At 60.9% G+C, this 23247-nt stretch carries 21 protein-coding genes; 7 read left to right on the top strand and 14 right to left on the bottom strand.

What is annotated here, in order from left to right:
* Positions 1-49 precede the first annotated feature (49 nt).
* Positions 50-820: an NRDE family protein gene (locus tag ATO7_RS06625; RefSeq protein ID WP_083560692.1), complete on the top strand. Its 771-nt coding sequence runs from the start codon at positions 50-52 to the stop codon at positions 818-820.
* A gap of 15 nt (positions 821-835) precedes the next feature.
* Here ATO7_RS06625 and ATO7_RS06620 read toward each other — a convergent pair whose 3' ends face one another.
* Complete coding sequence (locus ATO7_RS06620) at positions 836-1969, bottom strand: glycosyltransferase family protein (protein WP_083560690.1); 1134 nt, start codon at positions 1967-1969, stop codon at positions 836-838.
* A 188-nt stretch (positions 1970-2157) separates the two neighbouring features.
* Here ATO7_RS06620 and ATO7_RS06615 point away from each other — a divergent pair, with 188 nt between their 5' ends.
* Complete coding sequence (locus ATO7_RS06615; RefSeq protein ID WP_158523079.1) at positions 2158-2811, top strand: outer membrane beta-barrel protein; 654 nt, start codon at positions 2158-2160, stop codon at positions 2809-2811.
* Positions 2812-2813: 2 nt separating this feature from the next.
* On the opposite strand, the gene ATO7_RS06610 is transcribed toward ATO7_RS06615, so the two are convergent.
* From ATO7_RS06610 to glnK, 11 genes are all read right to left on the bottom strand, one after another.
* Positions 2814-4616, bottom strand: coding sequence for an ABCB family ABC transporter ATP-binding protein/permease (locus tag ATO7_RS06610; RefSeq protein ID WP_083561035.1), 1803 nt, complete (start codon positions 4614-4616; stop codon positions 2814-2816).
* Between the two features lie 38 nt (positions 4617-4654).
* A complete protein-coding gene (locus ATO7_RS06605; RefSeq protein WP_083560686.1) occupies positions 4655-5056 on the bottom strand; it encodes a CBS domain-containing protein in 402 nt (133 codons plus the stop codon).
* Between the two features lie 29 nt (positions 5057-5085).
* A complete protein-coding gene (gene nqrM, locus ATO7_RS06600; protein WP_146680181.1) occupies positions 5086-5277 on the bottom strand; it encodes a (Na+)-NQR maturation NqrM in 192 nt (63 codons plus the stop codon).
* Between the two features lie 97 nt (positions 5278-5374).
* Positions 5375-6595, bottom strand: a complete 1221-nt coding sequence (nqrF, locus tag ATO7_RS06595) for an NADH:ubiquinone reductase (Na(+)-transporting) subunit F (protein WP_083560684.1) — start codon at positions 6593-6595, stop codon at positions 5375-5377.
* A gap of 18 nt (positions 6596-6613) precedes the next feature.
* Positions 6614-7222 carry an NADH:ubiquinone reductase (Na(+)-transporting) subunit E gene (nqrE, locus tag ATO7_RS06590; RefSeq protein ID WP_083560682.1) on the bottom strand — a complete coding sequence of 203 codons (609 nt, stop codon included), beginning with the start codon at positions 7220-7222 and terminating at the stop codon, positions 6614-6616.
* Positions 7222-7881, bottom strand: coding sequence for an NADH:ubiquinone reductase (Na(+)-transporting) subunit D (locus ATO7_RS06585; protein ID WP_083560679.1), 660 nt, complete (start codon positions 7879-7881; stop codon positions 7222-7224). The genes nqrE and ATO7_RS06585 overlap by 1 nt, the downstream gene beginning before the upstream one ends.
* A complete protein-coding gene (locus ATO7_RS06580) occupies positions 7881-8669 on the bottom strand; it encodes a Na(+)-translocating NADH-quinone reductase subunit C (RefSeq protein WP_083560677.1) in 789 nt (262 codons plus the stop codon). Before ATO7_RS06580 ends, ATO7_RS06585 begins: the two co-directional genes overlap by 1 nt.
* A 1-nt stretch (position 8670) precedes the next feature.
* The gene (locus ATO7_RS06575; RefSeq protein WP_083560675.1) at positions 8671-9909 is read right to left on the bottom strand and encodes an NADH:ubiquinone reductase (Na(+)-transporting) subunit B; all 1239 of its coding nucleotides are present in this window, start codon (positions 9907-9909) and stop codon (positions 8671-8673) included.
* A complete protein-coding gene (locus tag ATO7_RS06570; protein WP_083560673.1) occupies positions 9909-11258 on the bottom strand; it encodes a Na(+)-translocating NADH-quinone reductase subunit A in 1350 nt (449 codons plus the stop codon). The genes ATO7_RS06575 and ATO7_RS06570 overlap by 1 nt, the downstream gene beginning before the upstream one ends.
* A 235-nt stretch (positions 11259-11493) precedes the next feature.
* Entirely contained in the window at positions 11494-12759 is a 1266-nt protein-coding gene (locus tag ATO7_RS06565) for an ammonium transporter (RefSeq protein WP_083560671.1), read from the bottom strand.
* A 32-nt stretch (positions 12760-12791) separates the two neighbouring features.
* A complete protein-coding gene (gene glnK / locus ATO7_RS06560) occupies positions 12792-13130 on the bottom strand; it encodes a P-II family nitrogen regulator (protein WP_083560669.1) in 339 nt (112 codons plus the stop codon).
* A 200-nt stretch (positions 13131-13330) separates the two neighbouring features.
* Between glnK and ATO7_RS06555 the strand changes: the two genes are divergently transcribed.
* Together ATO7_RS06555 and ATO7_RS06550 are read left to right on the top strand one after the other, a co-directional pair.
* A complete protein-coding gene (locus ATO7_RS06555; RefSeq protein WP_083560667.1) occupies positions 13331-13573 on the top strand; it encodes an accessory factor UbiK family protein in 243 nt (80 codons plus the stop codon).
* A gap of 58 nt (positions 13574-13631) precedes the next feature.
* On the top strand, positions 13632-16406 hold the full coding sequence (locus ATO7_RS06550; RefSeq protein WP_083560664.1) for a bifunctional diguanylate cyclase/phosphodiesterase: 2775 nt from the start codon (positions 13632-13634) through the stop codon (positions 16404-16406).
* A 15-nt stretch (positions 16407-16421) separates the two neighbouring features.
* Here the strand turns inward: ATO7_RS06550 and ATO7_RS06545 are convergent, their stop codons facing one another.
* Complete coding sequence (locus ATO7_RS06545; RefSeq protein ID WP_158523078.1) at positions 16422-17642, bottom strand: esterase/lipase family protein; 1221 nt, start codon at positions 17640-17642, stop codon at positions 16422-16424.
* 251 nt (positions 17643-17893) lie between these two features.
* On the opposite strand from ATO7_RS06545, the gene ATO7_RS06540 reads away from it, so the two are divergent.
* The 3 genes from ATO7_RS06540 to ATO7_RS06530 all read left to right on the top strand — a co-directional run bounded on the left by ATO7_RS06540 (position 17894) and on the right by ATO7_RS06530 (position 21444).
* Complete coding sequence (locus tag ATO7_RS06540; RefSeq protein ID WP_083560659.1) at positions 17894-18538, top strand: TetR family transcriptional regulator; 645 nt, start codon at positions 17894-17896, stop codon at positions 18536-18538.
* A gap of 6 nt (positions 18539-18544) precedes the next feature.
* On the top strand, positions 18545-19354 hold the full coding sequence (locus ATO7_RS06535; protein WP_083560657.1) for a helix-turn-helix domain-containing protein: 810 nt from the start codon (positions 18545-18547) through the stop codon (positions 19352-19354).
* A gap of 104 nt (positions 19355-19458) precedes the next feature.
* Complete coding sequence (locus ATO7_RS06530) at positions 19459-21444, top strand: SDR family oxidoreductase (protein ID WP_083561033.1); 1986 nt, start codon at positions 19459-19461, stop codon at positions 21442-21444.
* Here ATO7_RS06530 and mnmD read toward each other — a convergent pair.
* Positions 21392-23221: a tRNA (5-methylaminomethyl-2-thiouridine)(34)-methyltransferase MnmD gene (mnmD, locus tag ATO7_RS06525; protein WP_146680179.1), complete on the bottom strand. Its 1830-nt coding sequence runs from the start codon at positions 23219-23221 to the stop codon at positions 21392-21394. The genes ATO7_RS06530 and mnmD overlap by 53 nt on opposite strands.
* Positions 23222-23247 lie beyond the last annotated feature (26 nt).

Below are 23247 nucleotides of genomic sequence, written 5' to 3'. Positions count from 1 at the left end.
CGCAACATGATAGCAGATGCCTCTCACCCTAATGGAGTAGTTTTGAGCCATGTGTCTGATCGCGCTGCAATGGAATCCGCAGGCCGAGTGGCCGCTGGTGGTGGTCGCGAATCGCGACGAACAGCACGCCCGGCCGACGCGTGAGCTGGGTATCTGGCCCGATGCGCCGGATATTCTGGCCGGGCGCGATCTGCAGGCCGGCGGCACCTGGATGGGCGTCAACCGGTATGGCGGCTTTGCCGCCTTGACCAATTACCGCGAGCCGGCGGCTGATAAAGGTCTGCGATCACGTGGCGAACTGGTGGCGAACTACCTGAAAAAGCCTCCGCCGGACGATTTGAACGCCTACGCTGCCCAGCTCCCGCTGGCGGCCTATGCGGGTTTCAATCTGCTGCTGGGTGATCGCAAGCGTCTGATCTATCTGAGCAACCGTGACCCCAGCACGCCGAAGCCGGTGGCGCCGGGCACGCATGGCTTGAGCAACGCGCTGCTCGACACGCCTTGGCCGAAACTGCAGGGCGTGCGCGATGGTCTGGCGTGTGTGCAGGAGGCCGCAGAGCAGCCACCGGATGAGTTGCTTGCCCTGATGCAGCGGCGTGAGCCCTACCCCGACGCAACCTTGCCTGACACCGGTGTGGGGCTGGTGTTTGAGCGCTTCTTGTCCCCGCCGTTCATCTGCACGCCGGCCTACGGCACGCGCAACAGCACCTGGTTGCGCCTGGGCCAGAGCCGCGTCGACATGTTCGAGCGGCGTTTCGATCCGGCCGGTCAGATCGCCGGCGAAAGCCGTGAAAGCCTGTCGCTGGAGCGGCCGGACTGAAGCTTTAGGCTTAGCTTAGTCGGCGCTGCTCAGTGCGGTGCGGATCGACAGCGGGCGCGGTCGGGTCCTCGTGCGGTCCAGTGCGCGCTCGATGGCGTGCTCCAGCGCGGTCAGGGCTTCGCTGCCGCCATCGCGCCGAAAGCGCGGTATGTTGCTGCGATATGTCTCGATCTCGCGCAGAAAACGCTCGATGTCGTAGCCGGTAAGATCGCTCAATGAGGCTTTTTCGCCGATTCCCATGACGCTGACCATGTGCGCGTTGAGGCGCTGTTCCACCGCATCTTCGGGCAGCAGCAGCATCGGCTTTTTCAGCCACAGGCATTCACTGGCGAGTTGATGCCCGGCGGTTGCGATCACCGCACTGCTGCTGGCGATGTCGGCTACAAAGCCGGCCTGACTGGGGGCTTTGAACAGCAGGTTGCCGTCCTGTCCTTCGCGCGGTGTGCCATACACGATCACCGGCCGGCCGCATGCGCGCAGGGCTTGTTCCAGGCCATCGTGAAACTGGTGTTCACCCTTGTTGAAATAGGCCAGCAGGTGGCCGCGGTCGCGGATGCGGGCCTGTTTGACCACGTCACGCAGAATTGGCCCGACCACCCGCACGTTGTCGTAACGCACTGGCGCCGGATAGAAGCTGGAGACGATGGCGAACTCGGGCACACCCATCATGGCCAAGTAGCCCAGCCGGTCTCGTTGCCCGTTGAGCTTGTCACCAGCGGGGAAGCTGGGTTTGCAGTAGGCCATGACCCCGACATGGTCGAGGCTGATCCGGGGAATACGGCGTGCCCGGGCCATGCGATGGGTCCACGATTCGGAATCCGAGATCACGATGTCGGGTCGGAAGGCCTGCCAGCTTGCCGCAATCTGCTGGGTGCCGGCGCCGCCGAAAAGCAGGTCGGCGGTGGAGCCGAGGTTTTCCCGTACGGTCTTCAGCGAATCAATACGGCCGTGTTTGCCGTAGCGGTAATGGATGCAGGGAATGAGTTCACAATCGAACTCGTCCTTCATCACCGCATAGGCGTCCGGTCCGGCGTAGACCTTGACCTGGTAGCGCTGTTGAAGCTCACGCAGGATCGCCGTGCTGCGCATGGCGTGCCCGCGCCCATATCCCATGACCCCGTAGGCCACACGTGTTTTACGTGATTTCATGCCCCAGCATTGTGAACCGCTCGTGTTGGCGTCAGATGACAGTTGTGGGTCAGTTGTGTGACAGCGTCGAATGCGCTTTGTACGTGTTTACGTTGACAATTTTTCCGTCGTTACCTACTGTGCAAAGCGATGGGGACACTATAACGCCGGGTCATTCAGAACCGGGCAATCTGATCACAGGATTGACGATGAAGGGAAAGATTCACGCGCTCGTGCTGGTCTTGGGCTGTGCTGCGGTATCGCAGGCGCATGCCGAATGGTTCGATTTGTCGTCAGGTTCGAGCGGCTTCTATGCCGGCGGTGGCCTGCATGTGGTCAAGGTTAACGGTCTGCTTGACCGCCGCCTGGGTGGCCCCAACGATCCCGGTGGTTTCCGTATTGATGAGCCAGGCTATAACACGGTGGCCCAGCTGCGCGGTGGATGGCAGGTGTTTCCTTTCCTCGGCGTTGAGGCTCAATACGGTCTGGCCCTGGATTCGGACGACATCGACAACGCTGATAACAGTCAGAAGCTCAAGCTGAATGCGTTGTATGGGATTTACCTCAAACCGCGCTTGGCGATCAGTGATTCGTTCGCGCTGGTCGGTAGCCTGGGTTACAACGATTTCGACTACGACATCAAACGGGCTGAAAACGCTTCGGCGGATGATGACAATGCCAGTTTCGGCAGTTTCTCCGACAGCGGTTTCGCGTGGGGTGGCGCGCTTCAATTGCAGCTGACCCCCGCTGTGCGCCTGGCTTTCGAATACAACCAGCACTATGACAAAGACGATGTCGATATGTTTGACGCCGGATTTGCCGTGACCTATGTGTTCGGGCAGGACGACGGCGGCTACTACTGAGCCTAGTCCGCCGGTTTTTGCAGGTTCCATAGCTCCGCGTAGCGACCACCCAGAGCCAGCAGGGCGCTGTGGCGACCGCGCTCAACAATGCGCCCGTCTTCCAGTACCACAATTTCATCGGCATCGATGACGGTGGACAGGCGGTGTGCGATAACCAAGGTTGTGCGGCTTTGGGCCACGTCTTTGAGCGCATTCAAGATGGCGCGTTCCGACACCGAGTCGAGTGATGCCGTGGCCTCGTCGAAGATGAGCATGCCCGGGTTTTTCAGGATGGTGCGGGCAATCGCGATGCGCTGTTTTTCGCCCCCGGAAAGTTTGAGCCCACGCTCACCCACCTGGGTGTTGAGGCCGTCTGGCAGCTGTTCAATAAAGCCAGCCAAATGAGCCAGCTTGGCGGCCTGCTGAATCTCCTCAGCACTGGCGCCAGGTTTGCCGTAGGCGATGTTGTACGCGATGGTGTCGTTGAACAGCACAGTGTCTTGCGGCACCACGCCGATATTGGCGCGCAGACTTTGCTGGCGATAGGCGCTCAGCGGCTCGCCGTTGATGCGGATAGCGCCATGCGTAGGGTCATAAAAACGAAAGAGCAGGCGTGCAAGTGTGGATTTGCCGGCGCCGCTGCTGCCGACCACCGCCACGGTGTGGCCTGCCGGTATGCTCAATTCGACGCCATGCAGGACTTCGCGTCCATCACGATAGGCAAAGTGGATGTTGTCGAACAGAACCGTCGCCGGGCCTGCGGGAAGATCCTGAGCCTGCGGCTTATCCACAATGCGCGCTGGTTCATCCAGCAGGGCAAACATGCGCGCCATATTGGCCAGCGCCTGCTTGATCTCACGGTACACGAAGCCGAGAAAATTCAGTGGCACGAACAGCTGGATCATGTACGCATTGATCATGACCAGATCGCCCAGCGTCATCTCTTCGCGCGCGACACCCTGGGCTGCGAGCACCAGCATGGCGGTGACCGCGGTGGCGATGATCACCGCCTGGCCTGCATTTAACGTGGCGAGCGATAGGCGACCCTGCACCATCGCGTTTTCCCACTTGCGCAAATTGTTGTCGTACTCGCTGGCTTCAAAATCTTCGTTGCCGAAGTATTTGACGGTCTCGTAATTGAGCAGCGAATCCACGGCTCGTGTGTTGGCGTGAGAATCCAGCCGATTCATGCTGCGCACATGGCTGGTGCGCCATTCGGTGATGATGACCGACCAGGCTATGTAAATGATCACGGCGAATACGATGATCAGACCATACTGCCAGCCGAATTGGCTCAGCAGGATCGCTGCGACCAGCGCGATCTCAAGCAAGGTGGGGATGATGTTGAAAAGCAGGAAGCGCAGCAGAAAACGCACCCCGGAAACGCCGCGTTCTATGTCACGCGACAAGCCGCCGGTGCGCCGGGTCAGATGAAAATCCAGATCCAGCCTGTGCAGATGAGTGAAGACGGACAACGCGATGCGGCGCATGGCGTTCTCGGTCACCCGGCCAAAAACCAGATCGCGCAGTTCTCCGAAAGCAACGCTGGCAAAGCGCAGTGCGCCGTAACCCAACAGTAATGCCAGAGGTACCGCCACTGCCGTGCCCGGCGGCGCTTTGCTTAAATCCAGGCTATCGACGATCAGCTTGAGGACATAGGGCAGCGCAACACTGGCCAGCTTGGCGCCGATCAGCAGAGCCATGGCGACTGCGATGCGAGCGGGGAAATGCCTCAGATAAGGCCACAACCGACGGATGCTGCGCCATTCGGCAGCGGACGACTCCGCGTTGTAATAGGCGGCGTGTGACGTGGCAGGACGAGGCATGGTGCATTCCTGCACGGGGCGGCCGCTAGGGCCGCAGATTAGTTCTGGCCGATAACCAGTATCGCGCGCAAGACATCCCGACGACTGATCTGACCGACCAGGCGGTTGTCGTCAATCACCGGATAGCGTTTGTAGGGTGAGTCGATGAACAGCTTGGCCACACTCAGAATGCTGTCGTCAGCCTCGACGGTGTGCACGTCACGGCTCATGAAATCTTCAACCTTGCCCTGATTGTGCTGCTCGTAAGCGGCTTTGAGGGTAGCGTTGATGCAATCTTTTTCCGACAGCAGCCCGATCACGTTGCCCAGGCTGTCGGTGACCGGCGCGCCGGAAATGCCGTTTTCAATCAGCAGGTGGATGGCTTTGAGCAGATCCATCTGCGGTTTGAAGGTGACCAGATTGGCCGCCATGTAATCCCTGACACTGGCTTTATGAAGCATCAGCGCATACTCCCCTCAGAGTGGTTTTGTCAGTTCTGGCTGCCGGGTTGCTCGCACATGCGAGGCTTTCCGGCGGCTGCGCAGGCGCAGTCATAGCCGTCACGATTGGCGACGCCGCCACAACTGCCCTTGATGGGTTTGTTCTGAACCAGCACACCAATCGCCATGCCGGCCACGGCCAACATCATGACGACAAAGGTAACGAGAATCATCGCAAGCATGGTGCCAGTGTACTCCTAATCTGCTGTTGTTTAGCCAATTGCACCCGGGCTTGTGCCCGGGTTTACAGTTGGACCGCAGGCCATCGGCATGAGTGCCTTAGCCGCCAAAATCGTCCAGCATGATGTTTTCGTCTTCGACACCGAGATCCTTGAGCATCTTGATCACGGCGGCGTTCATCATGGGCGGCCCGCACATGTAGAACTCACAGTCCTCAGGGGCCGGGTGTTCCTTGAGATAGTTCTCGAACAGCACCTCATGAATGAAGCCGGTGTAGCCGTCCCAGTTGTCCTCGGGCTGAGGATCAGACAGGGCAACATGCCAATCAAAGTTGTCGTTCTCAGAAGCCAGCATGTCGAAATCTTCGACATAGAACATTTCGCGCTTGGAGCGAGCCCCATACCAGAACGACATCTTGCGATCGGTATGAATGCGACGCAGCTGATCGAAGATGTGCGAGCGCATCGGCGCCATGCCGGCGCCGCCGCCGACAAAGACCATCTCGGCCCCGGTCTTTTTGGCGAAGAATTCGCCGAACGGCCCGGAAATGGTGACCTTGTCGCCCGGTTTCAGGTTGAAGATGTAGGACGACATGATGCCCGGCGGCAAGTCCATCTGACGCGGCGGCGGCGTAGCGATACGCACATTGAGCATGATGATGCCCTTTTCCTCCGGGTAGTTGGCCATGGAGTAGGCGCGCAGCGCGCCTTCCTTGGGCTTGGACTTGAGGTCCCACAGCTTGAAGTTGTCCCAGTCGCCGCGGAAGCGATCTTCAACTTCGAAGTTCTTGTAGTCGATTTCGTCCGGCGGGCATTCGATCTGGATATAGCCACCGGCACGGAAGTCGACGTTCTCGCCTTCCGGCAGTTCCAGCACCAGCTCTTTGATGAAGGTGGCCACATTGTGGTTTGAGCGCACCGTGCACTCCCACTTTTTGACCCCGAAGACCTCTTCAGGCACTTCGATCTTCATATTCTGCTTGACCGCGACCTGGCAGGACAGGCGGTCACCCTCACGCGCTTCGCGCTTGGTGATATGCGATTCCTCGGTTGGCAGAATTGAGCCGCCACCGTCGAAAATCTTGACCCGGCACTGCGCACAGGTACCACCACCACCGCAGGCCGACGGTACGAACAGGCCGGCATCGGCCAGCGTGCCCAGCAGCTTGCCGCCAACCGGGGCTTCGATGGTTTTTTCGCCGTTGATTTCAATCTGCACGTTGCCGCTGGCGACCAGGCGCGAGCGGGCGAGCAGAATGATGGCCACCAGGGCCAGAACGATGCCGGTAAACAGGCTGACGCCCAGAATGATCTCTTGCATGATGTTGCGTCCTTCGGCTTACAGCTGCACGCCAGAAAAGGCCATGAAGCCCAGCGCCATCAAGCCGGCGGAAATGAAGGTAATACCCAGGCCTTGCAGGCCGTCGGGCACGTCTGAGTACTTGAGCTTCTCGCGAACCCCGGCCAGTGCGGTAATGGCCAGCGCCCAGCCTACGCCGGAGCCGATCCCGTAGGTAATCGATTCGGCCAGGTTGTAATCGCGCTCCACCATGAACAAGGAGCCGCCCAGAATGGCGCAGTTCACGGTGATCAGCGGCAGGAAGATGCCCAGCGCGTTGTACAAAGCGGGTACGTACTTGTCCAGGGTCATTTCCAGAATCTGAACCATCGCCGCGATGATGCCGATGTAGGAGATCAGGCCCAGGAACGAAAGATCGACGTCCGGAAGGCCTGCCCAGGCCAGTGCGCCATCCTTGAGCAGGTAGGTGTAGACCAGATTATTGGCCGGCACGGTGATGGTTTGCACCACCACCACTGCGATGCCCAGGCCCAGCGCGGTCGAGATCTTCTTCGACACGGCAAGGAAGGTGCACATGCCGAGGAAGAAGGCCAGGGCCATGTTCTCGACGAATACGGCCTTGAGAAACAAATTGATCAAAGCATCCATCAGACCACCTCCGTCCGGTGCACGGCATGGATTTGGTAATCCGGTTTTTCAACTTGTGCCGGTTTCCACACACGCACAGCCCAGATGAACAGGCCGATGATGAAGAATGCCGAAGGCGGCAGCAGCATCATGCCGTTGGCCACGTACCAGCCACCGTCCTTTGCCAGCGGCAGGATCTCGATGCCAAACAGGGTGCCGGCGCCAAACAACTCGCGGAAAAAGCCGACGAACAGCAGGATCACGCTGTAACCCAGGCCATTGCCAAAGCCGTCCAGCAAGCTGGGTAGCGGCGGGTTTTTCATGGCGAAGGCTTCGGCGCGGCCCATTACGATGCAGTTGGTGATGATCAGGCCAACAAACACCGAAAGCTGCTTGGAAACATCAAACGCGTATGCCTTGAGCACCTGATCAACCACGATCACCAGCGAGGCAATGATGGTCATCTGCACGATGATGCGGATGTTGCTCGGGATGTGATTGCGGATCAGGCTGATAAAAAAGTTGGAAAAGGTGGTCACGGCCGTGAGCGCCAGACACATGATCACCGCAGTGTTCATGTTCGAGGTGACGGCCAGCGCCGAACAGATCCCCAGGATCTGCAGCGCAATCGGGTTGTTGTCAAAAACCGGTTCGGTAACGATTTGCTTGGCGTTATCCATCAGCCTTGTCCTTTCGTCAGATTGCGCAGGAACGGGCCAAAGCCCTGTTCGCCCATCCAGAATTTCACCAGATACGACACCCCGTTACTGGTCAGGGTGGCGCCGGAAAGTGCATCGACCTTGTGCTCGGCGTTGGGGGTGGAGGCGTCCACACCGCCCTTGACCAGAGCCAGCTCAACATCGCCGTCGTCGCCGTACACTTCCTTGCCCTGCCACTGGGCCTTCCAGTTCGGGTTGTCGACTTCGCCACCCAGGCCGGGTGTTTCAGCGTGTTCGAAGAACGACAGGCCGATCACCGTGTTGCCGTCACCTTCCAGAGCCAAGAAGCCCCACAGGGTTGACCACAGGCCGTAGCCACGCACCGGCAGGATCAGCTTTTCGATGTTGCCGCTGCTGTCACGGGTCAGGTAGATCGTGGCATAGCGTTCGCGACGCTTGATGCTGGCGATGTCCTGGTCCGGGCTCAACTCGCTGCTTTGCTCAGGGTCCTTGGTGGCTTTGCGATGATCGTAGGTCTTGGCATCAACCTGATCGGCGAATTCGCCGGTTTGCAGGTCGACCACGCGGGCCTCGATCTGTTCGAAGGCCTCAGGCACGCTGCGGCCAGCCATGTCGATGCCGGCCACCTGAACAATATTCTTCTGCTTATCCAGCAGCTTGTTCTTTTCCTGCAGCGGTTTGAGCACCACCGCGGATGCCGACACGAATACCGAGCAGACCAGACACAGCGCCACGGCCACGATGATGGTCTTGGCGATGCTGTCATTGGGCAGATCTTTGAACGCCATGTTATGCCTCCTGCGCTGCAGCCAGCGCGCCGGTGCGTTGCTGACGGCGTTTGACGTTAGCCCGGACCACGCCGTAATCGATCAGCGGAGCGAAGATGTTGGCGAACAGAATGGCCAGCATCATGCCTTCCGGGAAGGCCGGGTTGACCACCCGGATCAGCACCACCATGAAGCCGACCAGGAAGCCAAAGATCAGGCGTCCGGTGTTGGTCATGGCCGCGGATACCGGATCGGTGGCCATGAAGATCATGCCGAAAGCGAAGCCACCCAGCGTCAGGTGCCAGTACCAGGGCATGGCGAACATCGGATTGCTGTCGCTGCCGATGGCGTTGAACAACAGGGACGTGGCGACCATGCCAAGCATCACACCGGCCATGATGCGCCAGGAGGCGACCTTGGTCAGCAGCAGGAAGCCGGCGCCGAACAGACAGGCCAGGGTGGAGGTTTCACCCAACGAGCCCTGAATGGTGCCGAAGAAGGTGTTCATCCAGGTGATGCCCGCCTCTTCCACTGCGGCAACGCCGCCCAAAGCGGCCATGCCCAGCGGGGTGGCGCCGGTGAAACCGTCAACCGCGGTCCATACCGCATCCCCGGACATGGCGGCCGGGTAAGCGAAGAACAGGAAGGCACGACCGGTCAGGGCTGGGTTAAGGAAGTTCTTGCCAGTGCCGCCAAAGACTTCCTTGCCGATGACCACACCAAAGCTGATGCCCAGAGCCACCATCCACAGCGGAATGGTCGGCGGGCAGGTCAATGCGAACAGGATCGAGGTGACGAAGAAGCCTTCGTTGACCTCGTGGTTACGCACCGCCGCGAACAGAACTTCCCAGAAGCCGCCAACCGCGAAGGTAACAAAGTAAACGGGTACGAAATACCAGAAACCGAGCCAGAAATTGGCCCAGATGTTGGCGGGGTCGTGACCTATGCCGAACAGGTCGAGCAGATGTCCGCGCCAGCTGGCTGCTTGATCAATGCCCATGCCTTGCATGGCCAGATTGGCTTGCAGGCCGGTGTTGTAGCAGGCCATGAACACGCAGGGCATGACCGCCAGCCACACGTAGATCATCACACGCTTGAGATCGATACCGTCGCGCACGTGAGGTGCGGCGGAGGTCACATCCGGCGGTGAGTAGAAAAAGGTGTCGACCGCTTCATAAACGGCGTAGTACTTCTCGAATTTGCCGCCCTTGGCGAATAGCGGATGCAGCCGATCGAGATAATCGCGAAGTGGTGATGACATTAGCCTTCCCGCTCAATCTGTTCCAGATTGGCCCGCAGATACGGACCAAAGTTGTATTTGCCGACGCACACAAACGAACACAGCGCCAGATCTTCTTCATCCAGTTCCAGACAGCCCAGTTCCTGCGCAGAGTCCGTGTCCTTGACCACAAGGGCACGCAGCAGCTGAGTCGGCAGGATGTCCAGCGGCATCACTTGCTCATAGTTGCCGATGGGCACCATGGCGCGCGGGCTGCCGTTCTGACTGGTCGAAAAGTCGAAACTACGGCTGGCCCGTTGCAGGGCTGAGACAAATACGTTGATGGCCGAGAACTTGTTCGGGCCGGGGCGTACCCAGCCAAGAAACTCGCGGTCACCGCCTTCCGGCAATACCGAGATCTGGGTGTGATAGCGACCCAGAAAGCTGGCCCAGCCGGCAGCGCGCCGCCCGGCCCAGACCGAACCCGAGATAACCCGGCAATCGTCGTCGTCGATCAGTTCACCCGCAATCAGGGTGTCCGTGCTGGCGCCCACACGGGTCCGCAGCAGGCGCGGGTCGCTGACTTTCGGCCCTGCCAGGGCGACAACCCGCTGAGTGGGGTACTGGCCGGTCGCGAACAGCTGGCCGATCGCCATCACATCCTGGTAATTGATGTGCCAAACCGTGCGGCTGGCGCCGACCGGATGGAGGTAATGAATGTGTGTGCCGACCAGGCCTGCCGGATGCGGGCCGGAAAACTCGCTGACTTCCAGGCCATTCACGCTCGGCGCTTGCAAAGAGCTGCCCGCGGCTTTGCACACGTGGAGCTTGTCGCTCAGGGTGCTGAGGATTCGCAGCCCACGGTGGAAGCTGGCCGAATCGTCGGCGACCACAACAGCCGGGTCGGCGGCCAGTGGATTGGAGTCCATTGCGGTCACGAAAATCGCAGCGGGTGTGCTGTCGATTTGCGGGACTTTGCTGTACGGCCGCGTGCGCAAGGTGGTCCACAGGCCGGACTTGATCAGGTTCTGACGCACGATGTTGCCATCCAGGCTTTCGAGCTCAGCGTCGTCGAACTTGTCAAAACTCTCGGCTTCATCACCGTCGAGTTGGATCACAACGGATTGAAGAACACGTTTGGCACCGCGATTGATCGCTTCCACCACACCGCATCCGGGTGAGGTGTAAATGACACCGGGGTTTTTCTTGTCTTCGAACAGAGGTTGGCCGAGTTTGACCCGGTCGCCTTCGGCAACGAACATGGTCGGTTTCATACCGACATAATCTTGGCCGATCAGTGCAACCCGGGTGACCTCCGGGCCGTCCTCGATACTCTGGCGGGGCGCGCCATTGATTGGCAGCGTCAGCCCTTTCTTGATGCGAATGTGCATGGGCGCGGATTCGACGTAGTGGCTTGTGGAAGGGGACCGCAGGGGGCGGCGAGGGAGAAAGCAGGGTGTGTGCCAACCGGCTCCCAACCGCAAATGGTAGTCCAATCGGGGTATTCCGCGCTAGCCAAGTTGGTCATTTGGTAGCCACCTTCAGACACAAAAAAGGCGGAGGTGTGACCACCTCCGCCTCAAGTGTTACCGGGAGCAAGTCCCGGTTACAGCACGGGACTGATACTTAGGACTTGGTGAAGTCCGGGTAAGCTTCGAGACCGCATTCGGCGATATCGACGCCTTCCATCTCTTCCTCTTCGCTGACGCGGATGCCCATGACAGCTTTGAGCACGCCCCACACGATCATGCTGGTGACGAACACCCAGATGAAGATCGTGGCAGCACCGATCAGCTGACCGCTGAAGGTCGAGCCGTCGTTGGTCAGAGGCACGACCAGCAGGCCGAGCAGACCACAGGTGCCGTGCACCGAGATCGCACCGACCGGGTCGTCGATTTTGAGCTTGTCCAGCAGCAGGATGGAGAACACCACCAGCACACCGCCGGCCGCACCGAACAGGGTCGCGGTCAGCGCCGTCGGCGTGCTCGGTTCAGCGGTGATCACCACCAGGCCAGCCAGGGCACCGTTCAGGGCCATGGTCAGGTCAGCTTTGCCGAACAGCAGACGTGCGGTCAGCAGGGCAGCCACCAGACCGCCGGCAGCGGCGGTGTTGGTGTTGAGGAACACCATGGCCACAGCGTTGGCGTTGGAGATGTCGCCCAGCTTGAGCACGGAACCGCCATTGAAGCCGAACCAGCCCATCCACAGGATGAAGGTGCCGAGCGTGGCCAGCGGCAGGTTGGAGCCCGGAATCGGGGACACTTTGCCGTCGGCGCCGTACTTGCCCTTACGCGGACCAAGCAGCAGCACACCAGCCAGAGCAGCAGCCGCACCGGCCATGTGCACGATGCCGGAACCGGCAAAGTCGGAGAAGCCCAGATCACCCAGGGTGAACATGCCGAACACCGAGCCACCGCCCCAGGTCCAGTTGCCTTCCATCGGGTAGATGAAGCCAGTCATGACCACCGCGAAAGCCAGGAAGGCCCACAGCTTCATGCGTTCAGCAACAGCACCGGAGACGATCGACATGGCGGTTGCAACAAACACCACCTGGAAGAAGAAGTCGGAGGCGCCGGAGTAGATCGAGCCGCCGCGGAAACCATCTTCGCGACCAGCAAAATCAACCAGTACGGCATCGGCGTCCACTTCGGCGATGCCGGAGAGGAACAAATCGCCGCCGTACATGATCATATAGCCGCAGACCATGTACATGATGCAGGAGATCGAGAACAACGCGACGTTCTTGGTCAGAATTTCGGTGGTGTTCTTGGCCCGGACCAGGCCAGCTTCGAGCATTGAGAAGCCCGCAGCCATCCACATCACCAGCGCGCCACAGACCAAAAAGTAGAAGGTGTCTATGGCGTACTGCAGTTCAAAAATATTGTTTTCCATGATTCAAAAACTCCTGTAGAGGACTCCGCGGCTTAAAGCGCTTCGCTGCCGGTTTCACCGGTGCGAATACGGATGGCCTGTTCCAGGGCCGTGACAAAAATTTTGCCGTCGCCGATCTTGCCGGTCTTGGCGGCGCCATTGATCGCTTCGATGGCCCCGTCGAGCTGGGCATCATCGACAGCAACTTCGATTTTGACCTTGGGTAGAAAGTCGACGACGTACTCGGCGCCACGGTACAACTCGGTGTGCCCCTTCTGACGGCCGAACCCCTTGACCTCCGTCACGGTGATGCCCTTGACCCCCACGTCGGACAAGGCTTCACGCACTTCATCCAGCTTGAAGGGCTTGATGACAGCAGTGATTAACTTCATCGTTATTGCTCCTGATGTGTGAATTCCGAGGGCGCATTGCCCGCGATCCATAAGCGTTGCCCTTCAAAGCACGCGACGTGCCAACTTTTGCGGAGCGCTGTGCGAAAAGGGATAATCTGCCCACGGTTTCGCCCCGAGGGTGTGCCGCCCCAGCAATTGATGCACCTGTGTGGTGCATGCATCAAAAGAGTGCACACGCTATGAGACCCAATCCCGTGCAGGAACTCGCCGAACGCCTGAGTCAGGTGCTTCCGCCAGGTCTGGCGTCGGTCCGTGATGAATTACGCGACAACTTTCGTGCAGTGCTGCAGGCTCAGCTGAGTGAGCTCGACCTGGTCAGCCGCGAGCAGTTCGAAGTACAAAAGGAGTTGATGCTGCGCCTGCGTCAGCGCCTTGTTGAGCTGGAGGCGCGGGTGCAAGAGCTGGAAAACGCAAAAGACTGACTAAAGTCACCCCGCGGGTGGCCGATAAGCGAGCAGATTCCGTCCATGTTTCTGCCGCATGCTGCTCAACGCCACCGTCCGCAAAAACCTGCCGCTTGCCATCACCTTGGTTGTTGGGACCCTGGTGACGCTGGGTGCCTGGCGTTTTGTGCAGGACGTTGAACATGAGCGCAGCGCCCTGGCCTTCAGTCAGCGGGTCGATAACACCGCCGACGCCATTCTGGATCGTTTTGCCGCCTACCAGCAGGTGCTGCACGGCGGCGCCGCGCTGCTGCACGCCTCGCGCGATGTGTCGCGCAATGAATGGCGCGTGTATGTGGAACACCTCATGCTGGAGGAGATGTTCCCCGGTATTCAGGGCGTGGGTTATGCCGTCAATCTGGGACCGGATGATCTGATGGCCCACGAACGCGCGGTCAGGGCCGATGGATTCCCTGACTATCGCGTGCATCCTCAGGCCGACCGGGCTTCGCGCCCGTCATCAGCCATTCTGTATCTGGAGCCGTTCGATGTGCGCAATCAGCGCGCGTTTGGCTATGACATGTATTCCAATGCCATTCGCCGTGCCGCGATGGCCAAGGCGCGTGACAGCGGGCGGCCGGCCTTGTCGGGGCGGGTGACGTTGCTGCAGGAGATGGATCAGGATCTGCAAGCCGGCACCTTGTTATATCTGCCGGTGTATCGCGAGGACGGCCCGCTGGAGACCGTGGCACAACGTCGCGCCGCGCTGCTGGGTTGGGTGTACAGCCCGTTTCGTATGAACAATCTGATGCAGGGCATACTCGGCCCTGATCTGAGCGGTGTACGCCTGCGCGTCTTCGATGGTTTGGAGCAAGGCGACGAAAACCTGTTGTTCGACAACGACCCGCAAGCGGATGTTGGGCAAGCGCCACTCACGGCTCAACGCGTGCTGCAGGTCGCCGGGCGGCCCTGGACGATGTCCCTGGCCTTGCCGCCGGTTGTCGCGGCTACCGGTCTTTCGCAGGCATCCACGGTTTTGATCGGAGGCCTGGTGACCACGCTGCTGCTGGCCTGGGTGGTGTTCAGCTTGCGCACATCGGAAGAGCGGGCCGGGCGTCTCGCCTGGGAAATGACCGATGCCTTGCGCGCTAGCGAGCGCCGCTATCGCGCCATTTTGGAGCACACGGCCGACGGCATCCTGACCATCGATGAGCGCGGCATCGTGCGCAGCTTTAATAAGGCCGCAGAAGCCATATTCGGCTACAGCGCCGATGAGGTCATCGGTCATAATGTGTCGCGGCTGATGCCCGAGCGCTACCGCGCCCAGCATGATGGTTATGTTGCGCGCATGGAAACCAGCGCCTCACACCGCAATCTGGGCATGCGCCGGGAAGTGGTTGGCTTGCGCAGCGATGGTGAGGAATTCCCGCTGTGGCTGGCGGTGAACAAGATTCCCACACGCGGGGCTCTGGAATACGTTGGCATGGTCAGCGATCTGACCGAGCGCAAGCGCATTCAGGCCGAGCTGCAGTACACCGCGCACCATGACGCGCTGACCACCTTGCCAAACCGCGCCGTACTCAAAGATCGGTTGGATCAGGCGATACGCCACGCCCGGCGTGAGGGCAACAAGGTGGCGGTCTTGATGCTCGACCTGGATCACTTCAAGCGCATCAATGACACCCTGGGTCATCACGTGGGTGATGACTTGTTGATCAGCATTGCGTTGCGTCTTGAGGCTTCGGTCCGTGATGTCGACACCGTGGTCCGCATGGGCGGCGACGAGTTCGTCATCGTGCTGCCATCGGTCAACGGTCGTGATGATGTGGTCCCGGTGGTCGAAAAGCTGATCCGGATTCTGGCCCAACCGATTTCCGTGGTGGGTCATGAAATGATCATCACGCCCAGCATCGGTGTGTGTTTGTGTCCGGATGATGGGCAGGACGAGCGTGCTTTGCTTAAGCATGCGGATACCGCGATGTATCAGGCCAAGGCGGCTGGACGTGGCAACTACAAGTTTTTCGAAAGCCACATGCTGCGCACCAACCAGCGTCGTCTGGAAACTGAGACGGCATTGCGACGCGCGCTGGATCGCGATGAATTCTCATTGCGCTTCCAGCCACAGATCAATATTCACAGCGGTCAGCTGATCGGCTGTGAAGCGCTGGTGCGCTGGCACCACCCGCAGCTTGGTGATGTCTCGCCCGGTTTGTTTATTCCGATGGCCGAAGAAATGGGCTTGATCGGGTCGATTGGTGATTGGGTGTTGATCAGCGCCTGCCAGCAGGCGGCAAAAATGCAACAGGAGCTGGGTCAGCCCTTGCAGGTGGCGGTCAATATTTCACCGCAACAGTTTTTCCGCAATGACATCATCAGCAGCATCAATCGGGCCCTGGCCATGTCCGGCTTCCCTGCATCCCAGCTGGAAGTGGAGATCACCGAGGGTGTGCTGCTGGAAAACTCGCGGGAAACCGTGCAGTTGCTGCACAAAATTCGCTCGCTGGGTGTTTCGTTGGCGGTGGATGATTTCGGCACGGGATATTCCAGCCTGTCGTATCTGACCCGTTTCCCGATCGACAAATTGAAGATCGATCAGAGCTTTGTTCGCGACATCACCACCGACGCCAGTGATGCGGCGGTGGCCAGCGCGATCATCGCCATGGCTCACTCGCTCAAACTGGCGGTGGTGGCCGAGGGGGTGGAGACGCTGGAGCAGTACGAATTCCTGAGCCAGCGTCAATGCGACGTGGCGCAAGGCTTTTACTTCGGGCGCCCGGTGACCTCGACCGAGTTCGTCGACTCAGCGCAACAATTTCAAACGCAACCTGCACTGGGGGATGCGCGTCGGGCGTCGCTCGATCAATTGCACTGAACCTGCGCTGGGCAATTAAATCAGCCAGTCGCTCAACGCGTCGTAGACCGGTGCGTGATCAAGCAGCTGCATGTGATGCGTGGCCGCGAGGGTGACCCGCTTGAGCGCATCGGCCTCAAGCTGCCAGCCGGCCTGCGTGGATAAGCCCAATGCCGAGGACACCGGCACAAGATAGTCATGGCGTGCGCGCGACAGGTCTTCGGGCAAGCTGGGCGACACGCTGGCCGCAACCAGAAGATAGCGGGGGCCGGCTGGCAAGGGCAGCGGCAGGCGCACATCGCCGGCATGATCATCCTGTGGCAACGCGCTCCAGTCGCCCCGGGTCAGGCTGCCGAAACGCAGATCGCGGATGCCGGCCGAACGCATTTCACCCAGATGGGCCAGAGGTGTCATGTACGGCGAGATCTTGAGCAGCCGGTTGGCCCAGTTGCCGATCCGCTCCAGCGGTGCGCCGTGGTGCGGGCTGCCAAGCATGGCGGCCTGCTTGAGACGACTGGGCCAGCGGTGACCGGCGACCTCGGCGGCGTGCAGAGCGCTGCGGATCAGCAAGCCACCCATGCTGTGACCGATCAGGGTCAGCTGCTGATTTGCTGAGAGCGTTGATTCGAGCAGCGCAGACAGGTCTTCGCCATTGCTCGAGATGTGCCGCCCGGTGTTGTAGCGCAGATAGGCCACATCGGTGCCGGCCTGGGCCCGCAAGCGCTCACACAGTGCCTGGTGGGCCGGGTTGTGCCAGCCCAGTTCACTCATGCACAGGCCATGCAGAAAAATAACCTGATGGTGGACAGGGTGGCTGCCGGCGCCAGCAGCCTCGAAGGTGCGGTGCAGGCTCATGCCCAGCGCCAGCGGGCTGTTGTCACGGGCCAGACGATCGCCAAACACACCATTGAGTGCGGCCTGAAAGTGCAGCCAGTTTGCATCGCTGGGTGCGGCGGGCTGGTCGAGCACGCGCCCGGCCTCGGCGAACCCCTGGCTGAGGTTGTCAAAGCTGCCGCGGATCAGGCGGTAGATGAAGCCGGCAATACCGAAGGCGGCGTCGTTGCGCAGGCGTGAAAAAGGTCCCGGTACACGGCTGATGGTGCCGTGCATGCGCCCGACCACATCGACCACGTCGGTGGCCAGGTTGCAGCCCAGATGCACCAAGCTCAGTCCCCGGCCGACTAGCTTGCGGGCATGTTCGATATCAGCCGGCGTCAGGCCGGTAAAGCCACCGTTGGGCAGGCTGGAATCCGCCATGATGATTCTCCATTCAGGAAAGCGCATGGTGTGCACCGCGAGCACAAAAGTCAACACTTGTACACAAAAAGCATGCGCATTTCTGCCTCATTCAAGGTATTGACAGCCATCTGGGTTCGGGCATATTGACGCAACGTATGTGCACCAATCCCCGCGTCGTGCTCCAGACCTTGACTCCATATCAGCGTGTGACCCGCTGGCCCGGCCCCAGTGGGCGCGTGGCTTCCGCAGCGCGTGGGCCGGGGGCGTAGATGGGCCGGCCGCAAAAGACCCACCGCGCCAGCAAAGACCGCTCGCTGAATACCCGGCAGGCCCTGCGCGAAGCGGCGCTGGAACTGATGGACCGCGACAACAGCTTTGACGGGCTGAGCTTGCGCGAGATCACCCGTGAGGTCGGGGTGGTGCCGACCACCTTCTACCGGCATTTCAGCGACATGGAGTCGCTCGGTCTGGAATTGGTGGCCGAATCGTTCCGTACCCTGCGCGAACTGCTCAAGGTTGCACGCCAGACGGCGGTGCCCGGCGAGAAAATGATTCGACGCTCGGTCGAGACCTTTGTCACCTATGTACGCGCGCATCGGCGTCATTTTCAGTTTCTGGCCCGCGAACGCTTTGGTGGCGTGGCCGCGATCCGCGAGGAAATTCGCACCGAGGTGCGCTTGCTGCAAAGCGAACTGGCCACTGACCTGGGACGTTTTCCAGTGCTCAAGACCTGGTCGACCGAAGACCTGAACATGGTCTCGGGCCTGATGATTAACGCCATGATCGGCATCGTCGAGCAGGTGCTGTCCTCGCGCCGGCGCGGCCAGGACGATGACGAACTCATCATGATTGCGGAAAAGCAGCTGCGCCTGATCATCCTGGGCGTGCCGCAATGGCGCTCGCAAGGCGACTGAGCCACTGTGTCGTCCGCCGCCACGCAGATCTATTACTGGCCCCGTAGTTTCCTACTCCGCAGCTTCCGCTTCGAACAGGTGCGGCAGTACCAACGTGCCTCGGTTACCTTGATCGTGGCGGCCAGCGGAGGTTTCGGCATCACCACCCAGGGCCTGGGTGAAACGCAATGCAGCGGCGTGTTGCTGGGGCCGTCATCACGCCGTCAGGGTTTGCGTATCGCCGGCGCCGATATGCGTGAGGCGGTCTGGATACTCGATGTCGCGCCCGGCACGCTGCAGCATCGCGGCTTGCTGGATGTGCTGCAACGGCGGCCCGAGGCGCGTTTGTCGAGCGCCCAGCTGGGGCGTCTGCAACCCTTGTTTGCGGCCCAGGCCGAGCAGCCGGTGTTGCCGCCAGCGCAGGCTCAGGCCCTGCATGCGCAGGCGGTGGATGCGCTGTTGCCTGAGCGTGCTTCGCGCCCGCTTGATCCGCGTGTGGCCCAGGTGCTGCAGATGCTGGGTGAACGTTGTCTTGATGAAATCGAGATCAGCGAGCTGGCGGCCAGTGTGGAGTTGTCGGAATCGCGCTTGCGCAGTCTGGTGCGGCGGGAGCTGGCCAGTAACCTGGTTCAGGTGTCGCGCTGGTCAGCGGCGTGGCAGACCATGCTGCACTGGCAGCCCGGTATGACCCTGACCGATGCTGCGCATGCGGCTGGCTTTCATGATTTGCCCCACGCCAACCGCACGGCCAACCAGATGTTCGGTCTTTCGCCCTCGCGTGCGCTGGACAGCGAACGTGTTCTGTTGGTGCCCTGCGCCGAGCCGATCGCATCCTGACCCATCGGTCAGGCGTTTTGTACAAGCGCGGCCGACAAGACGATCAGGAATAAAGCGGCGTAGGATTAGTCCCACTAACAGCTTTGCTCTTCATGGGGGACGACATGAACTACTTTGTAACCGGCGCGACCGGCTTTATCGGCCGCTTTGTTGTTGAACGTTTGCTGCGGCGTGAAGACGCCACGGTCTATGTGCTGATCCGCGAAAGTTCGCGTGACAAGTTCGAGGCGCTCAAGCAACGTCTCGGGGCCAACGACAAGCAGCTCATCGCGGTGTGGGGTGACATCACCCAGGCAGGCCTGACCGACGCGGCCACGACCAAAAAGCTCAAAGGCAAGATCGATCACCTGTTCCACCTTGCCGCCGTCTATGACATGAACATGGACGACGAGACCGGCGATCGCATCAACAACGAAGGCACGCGCAACGTTGTCGAGTTCGCCAACGCACTGGGTGGCAAGGTGTGCTTGCAGCATGTGAGTTCGGTGGCCGTGGCCGGCGGGCAGTGGGTCGGCAACTTCACCGAAAAGATGTTCGATGAGGGCCAGGACACCTCGCACCCGTACTTCCGCACCAAGTTCCAGTCCGAGGCCATCGTGCGCGAGGAATGCCAGGTGCCGTGGCGGGTCTATCGCCCGGGCATGGTGGTGGGTTGCTCCGAAACCGGCGAAATGGACAAGATCGACGGCCCTTATTACATGTTCCCGCTGATCAAGCAGATCCGGAACAAGGTGCCCAAGTGGTTGCCCCTGCTCGGCCTTGAAGGCGGCAAGATGCCACTGGCACCGGTCGATTACGTGGCCGATGCGATGATTGAGATCGCTCATCAGCAGGGCCAGGATGGCAAGGCGTTCTGTCTGATCCAGAAACCGCAGGATTCGATGGGGCGGATGCTCGAGATCATGTTCGATGCAGCCCACGGGCCGGGCTTTGCGCGCAAGTATCCGTTGCCGGAACTGCCTGCTGTGGTCCCTGGCGCGCTCAAGGAAACGCGCAAGGTGCTGCCGCTGGACATGGCGGCCAAGCAAATGTCGCGTGCGGTCGGAATTCCGTTGTCTGCCTTGGGCTATGTCCGCAACAAGGCGGTGTTTGACGACAGCCAGACCCGTGAAGCACTCAAGGATACGGAGATCCGCTGCCCCCAGCTCAAGGACTACGCCGACAAGCTCTGGACCTACTGGGAAACCCACATGGACTATCCGCGGGCCGATCGTCGCAATGTGGCGCGGCTTGGTGGCAAGGTGGTGCTGATCACCGGCGCGTCCAGCGGTATCGGGCTGGAAGCGGCCAAGCGTTTTGCCTCCAATGGCGCGACCGTGGTCATGGTGGCGCGTAGCCTGGACAAACTGGAAGCGGTGGCTGAAACCATTCGCTCCAAGGGTGGCGATGCGCGTTACTACTCCTGCGATCTCAACAACCTGGATGCGATTGATGAGCTGTCGGCCCAGGTGCTCAAGGATCTGGGCCGGGTCGATATCCTGATCAACAACGCCGGGCGTTCGATCCGTCGTGCGGTGCTTGAGTCGCTGGACCGCTTCCACGACTTTGAGCGCACCATGCAGCTCAACTACTTCGGTTGCATTCGCCTGATCATGAATCTGCTGCCGTCGATGGTCGAGCACAATGGTGGTCAGGTCATCAACATTTCGAGTATCGGCTGTTTGTCCAACGCCGCGCGCTTCTCCGCCTATGTGGCTTCGAAGTCGGCGCTGGATGCGTACTCGCGCTGTCTCTCCGCCGAGGTCAAGCAGCACAACATCGATATCAGCACCATCTACATGCCGTTGGTGCGCACGCCGATGATCGCACCGACCAAACTGTACGACTACGCCCCGGCCTGGTCGGTGGATGATGCCGCAGACCTGGTGCTCAGTGCGGCGGTGGATCGCAAGAAGCGGGTCAAGACGGTGCTCGGCCAGGCGGCCGAACTGAGTTACGCCCTGTGGCCGCGCCTGAACGACTCGGTACTGTCACGTGCCTTCCAGCTGTTCCCGTCCTCGACGGCCGCAAAGGGTGGTGGCAAGCCGGAAGAGAAGCTCAGTCGCGAAGGCATGGCGCTGGCCTATCTGTTGCGCGGTTCGCATCTGTAGGCCACACGGTCTGGCCGCGCCGCAGGCGGCGAATGGCGAAACGCCCGGGATGGAGAGCGGCCTGCAGGTCGTTCTCCAGCGGGCTGGGTGAGTTCTCCAGCAGGCTGCACAATTGCAGGGCTGCCAGCACGGCGCCGGTGGCGCCGCGCGAGCCGTGGGCCAGATTCAGCCACAGCCCGGGCCAGTACTGCGGTGGGGCAAAATCCTGATGGCGTGGTCCGTGGCGTAGCCCAGCATAGTGGTTCTGCCACCATGCGAGATCGGGGCACGGGCCAAGAAGTGGCAGGTGGTCCGGACTGCTGATGCGCACACCGCTGTGCGCGCTGAGCACCCGGGCATGGCTGAAGCCACGCTCTGGCCAGCACGCGGCCGCCTGTTCAACCAGCTTCAGCGATTCGTGCTGTTGCAGCGTCAGGTCGCGACTGTCGGGACGGTAACTGCTGCCCAGCAAGGTGCCCGTGCCCAGGGGCAAGGCATGGATGGCGCCCCAGCGTGGCCTGCTCGACGCTGCGTTGCAGTGCGCGACCTGGCCGGCCACCGGATGGGTTGGCAAAACCACGGCATGACGCAGCGCGGCTGGCACCTCGCCACAGCACAGCAGCAGCTGATCGTAGTGGCCCTGGCCAGCATCCCAGCGTAGCTGCCACCGGCGCCCATCATGCTGTGCACTGTCGATCATCTCAGGCTGGTGATGAATCAGGGGATGGTCCAGCAACTGGCGGATCGCGTCATGGCCGTGCAGCACCCCGCAGTCGTCGTATTCATCCCAACTTTGCGGGCAGCAGCGGGCATAGAGACTACGGGCCTGTTCGAACGCGTGCTGATAGTAGCGCTGGCTGGCGCTTACGCCGTGTTCGCCGGGCTTTTCCGGCCACGCTCTGACCAGCAGGGCCGGTATGCGCTGGCTGGCCGCATCGGTGCGGCCGAACACATCCACGCGATGGCCGCGCTCGGCCAGCACGCGAGCCTGACAGGCTCCGACTATGCCGCAGCCCAGCACCGCCAGTGTCGAGGTGCTGGGCGGGGGCTGAGGTAGCTGCGCCCAGACAGGCTCGGCCCTTGTCGGCGGTGGCGTGCTGATGCGGCCGCGCAGCATGTCGCGCTTGCGCCCGAAACCGGGGCCTTTGATCACCTCGAAACCAGCCTGCGTCAGCGCACGGCGTACGTGTCCGGCGGCACTGTAGGTGGCAAAGCTGGCACCCGGCGCCGACAGCGCCGCCACCCGCTCAAGCACCACTGGCGCCCACATGGCCGGGTTGCGTGATGGGGCAAAACCGTCCAGAAACCAGGCATCGGCGCGCAGCTGAACCTGTGCCAGCGCCTCGCTCACATCGGCGCACAGCAGCAGCAACGTCACATGGGTGTCGATGTGAATGTGCTGAAAACCGGCTCGGGGTGCGGGCAAGGCGGCTATCAGCCGGTCAGCGCGCGCGCTCAGCTCGGGCCAGGCGCTGAGTGCCAGGCGCATCTGATCGGCGCTAAGCGGCTGCGCTTCCACCGAGACATAGGTCAGATGGGCATGGGGCCTGCGCTGACGGTCCCACAGCTGCCAGGTCAGCAGAAAATTCAGCCCGGTGCCGAATCCCAGTTCGGCCACGCTGAAGCGATGTTGCGTTTGGGCAAAGCGCTCGCCCAGCGCGTTGCCGTCCAGAAACACATGGCGAGACTCCGCCGCGCCGTCCTCACGCGCGTAATAGCTGTCCTGATATTGCGGATGAACCGGCAGGGTCCCGGACCAGGTCAACGGGGGCTGCTGTGGCGGGGTGTTTTTGCTCACCCGGGCAGATTACACCGCGCGTCGAT

The sequence above is a fragment of the Oceanococcus atlanticus genome (genome assembly GCF_002088235.1).
In the GTDB taxonomy this organism is placed as follows: Bacteria; Pseudomonadota; Gammaproteobacteria; order Nevskiales; family Oceanococcaceae; genus Oceanococcus; species Oceanococcus atlanticus.
This window is presented reverse-complemented; position numbering and strand designations above follow the sequence as displayed.

Excerpts from the sequence above, each read along its gene's own strand:
- ATO7_RS06625 (WP_083560692.1), top strand. The coding sequence starts at position 50 with ATGTGTCTGATCGCGCTGCAATGGAATCCGCAGGCCGAGTGGCCGCTG.
- ATO7_RS06620 (WP_083560690.1), bottom strand. The coding sequence starts at position 1,969 with ATGAAATCACGTAAAACACGTGTGGCCTACGGGGTCATGGGATATGGG.
- ATO7_RS06615 (WP_158523079.1), top strand. The coding sequence starts at position 2,158 with ATGAAGGGAAAGATTCACGCGCTCGTGCTGGTCTTGGGCTGTGCTGCG.
- ATO7_RS06610 (WP_083561035.1), bottom strand. The coding sequence starts at position 4,616 with ATGCCTCGTCCTGCCACGTCACACGCCGCCTATTACAACGCGGAGTCG.
- ATO7_RS06605 (WP_083560686.1), bottom strand. The coding sequence starts at position 5,056 with ATGCTTCATAAAGCCAGTGTCAGGGATTACATGGCGGCCAATCTGGTC.
- nqrM (WP_146680181.1), bottom strand. The coding sequence starts at position 5,277 with ATGCTTGCGATGATTCTCGTTACCTTTGTCGTCATGATGTTGGCCGTG.
- nqrF (WP_083560684.1), bottom strand. The coding sequence starts at position 6,595 with ATGCAAGAGATCATTCTGGGCGTCAGCCTGTTTACCGGCATCGTTCTG.
- nqrE (WP_083560682.1), bottom strand. The coding sequence starts at position 7,222 with ATGGATGCTTTGATCAATTTGTTTCTCAAGGCCGTATTCGTCGAGAAC.
- ATO7_RS06585 (WP_083560679.1), bottom strand. The coding sequence starts at position 7,881 with ATGGATAACGCCAAGCAAATCGTTACCGAACCGGTTTTTGACAACAAC.
- ATO7_RS06580 (WP_083560677.1), bottom strand. The coding sequence starts at position 8,669 with ATGGCGTTCAAAGATCTGCCCAATGACAGCATCGCCAAGACCATCATC.
- ATO7_RS06575 (WP_083560675.1), bottom strand. The coding sequence starts at position 9,909 with ATGTCATCACCACTTCGCGATTATCTCGATCGGCTGCATCCGCTATTC.
- ATO7_RS06570 (WP_083560673.1), bottom strand. The coding sequence starts at position 11,258 with ATGCACATTCGCATCAAGAAAGGGCTGACGCTGCCAATCAATGGCGCG.
- ATO7_RS06565 (WP_083560671.1), bottom strand. The coding sequence starts at position 12,759 with ATGGAAAACAATATTTTTGAACTGCAGTACGCCATAGACACCTTCTAC.
- glnK (WP_083560669.1), bottom strand. The coding sequence starts at position 13,130 with ATGAAGTTAATCACTGCTGTCATCAAGCCCTTCAAGCTGGATGAAGTG.
- ATO7_RS06555 (WP_083560667.1), top strand. The coding sequence starts at position 13,331 with ATGAGACCCAATCCCGTGCAGGAACTCGCCGAACGCCTGAGTCAGGTG.
- ATO7_RS06550 (WP_083560664.1), top strand. The coding sequence starts at position 13,632 with ATGCTGCTCAACGCCACCGTCCGCAAAAACCTGCCGCTTGCCATCACC.
- ATO7_RS06545 (WP_158523078.1), bottom strand. The coding sequence starts at position 17,642 with ATGGCGGATTCCAGCCTGCCCAACGGTGGCTTTACCGGCCTGACGCCG.
- ATO7_RS06540 (WP_083560659.1), top strand. The coding sequence starts at position 17,894 with ATGGGCCGGCCGCAAAAGACCCACCGCGCCAGCAAAGACCGCTCGCTG.
- ATO7_RS06530 (WP_083561033.1), top strand. The coding sequence starts at position 19,459 with ATGAACTACTTTGTAACCGGCGCGACCGGCTTTATCGGCCGCTTTGTT.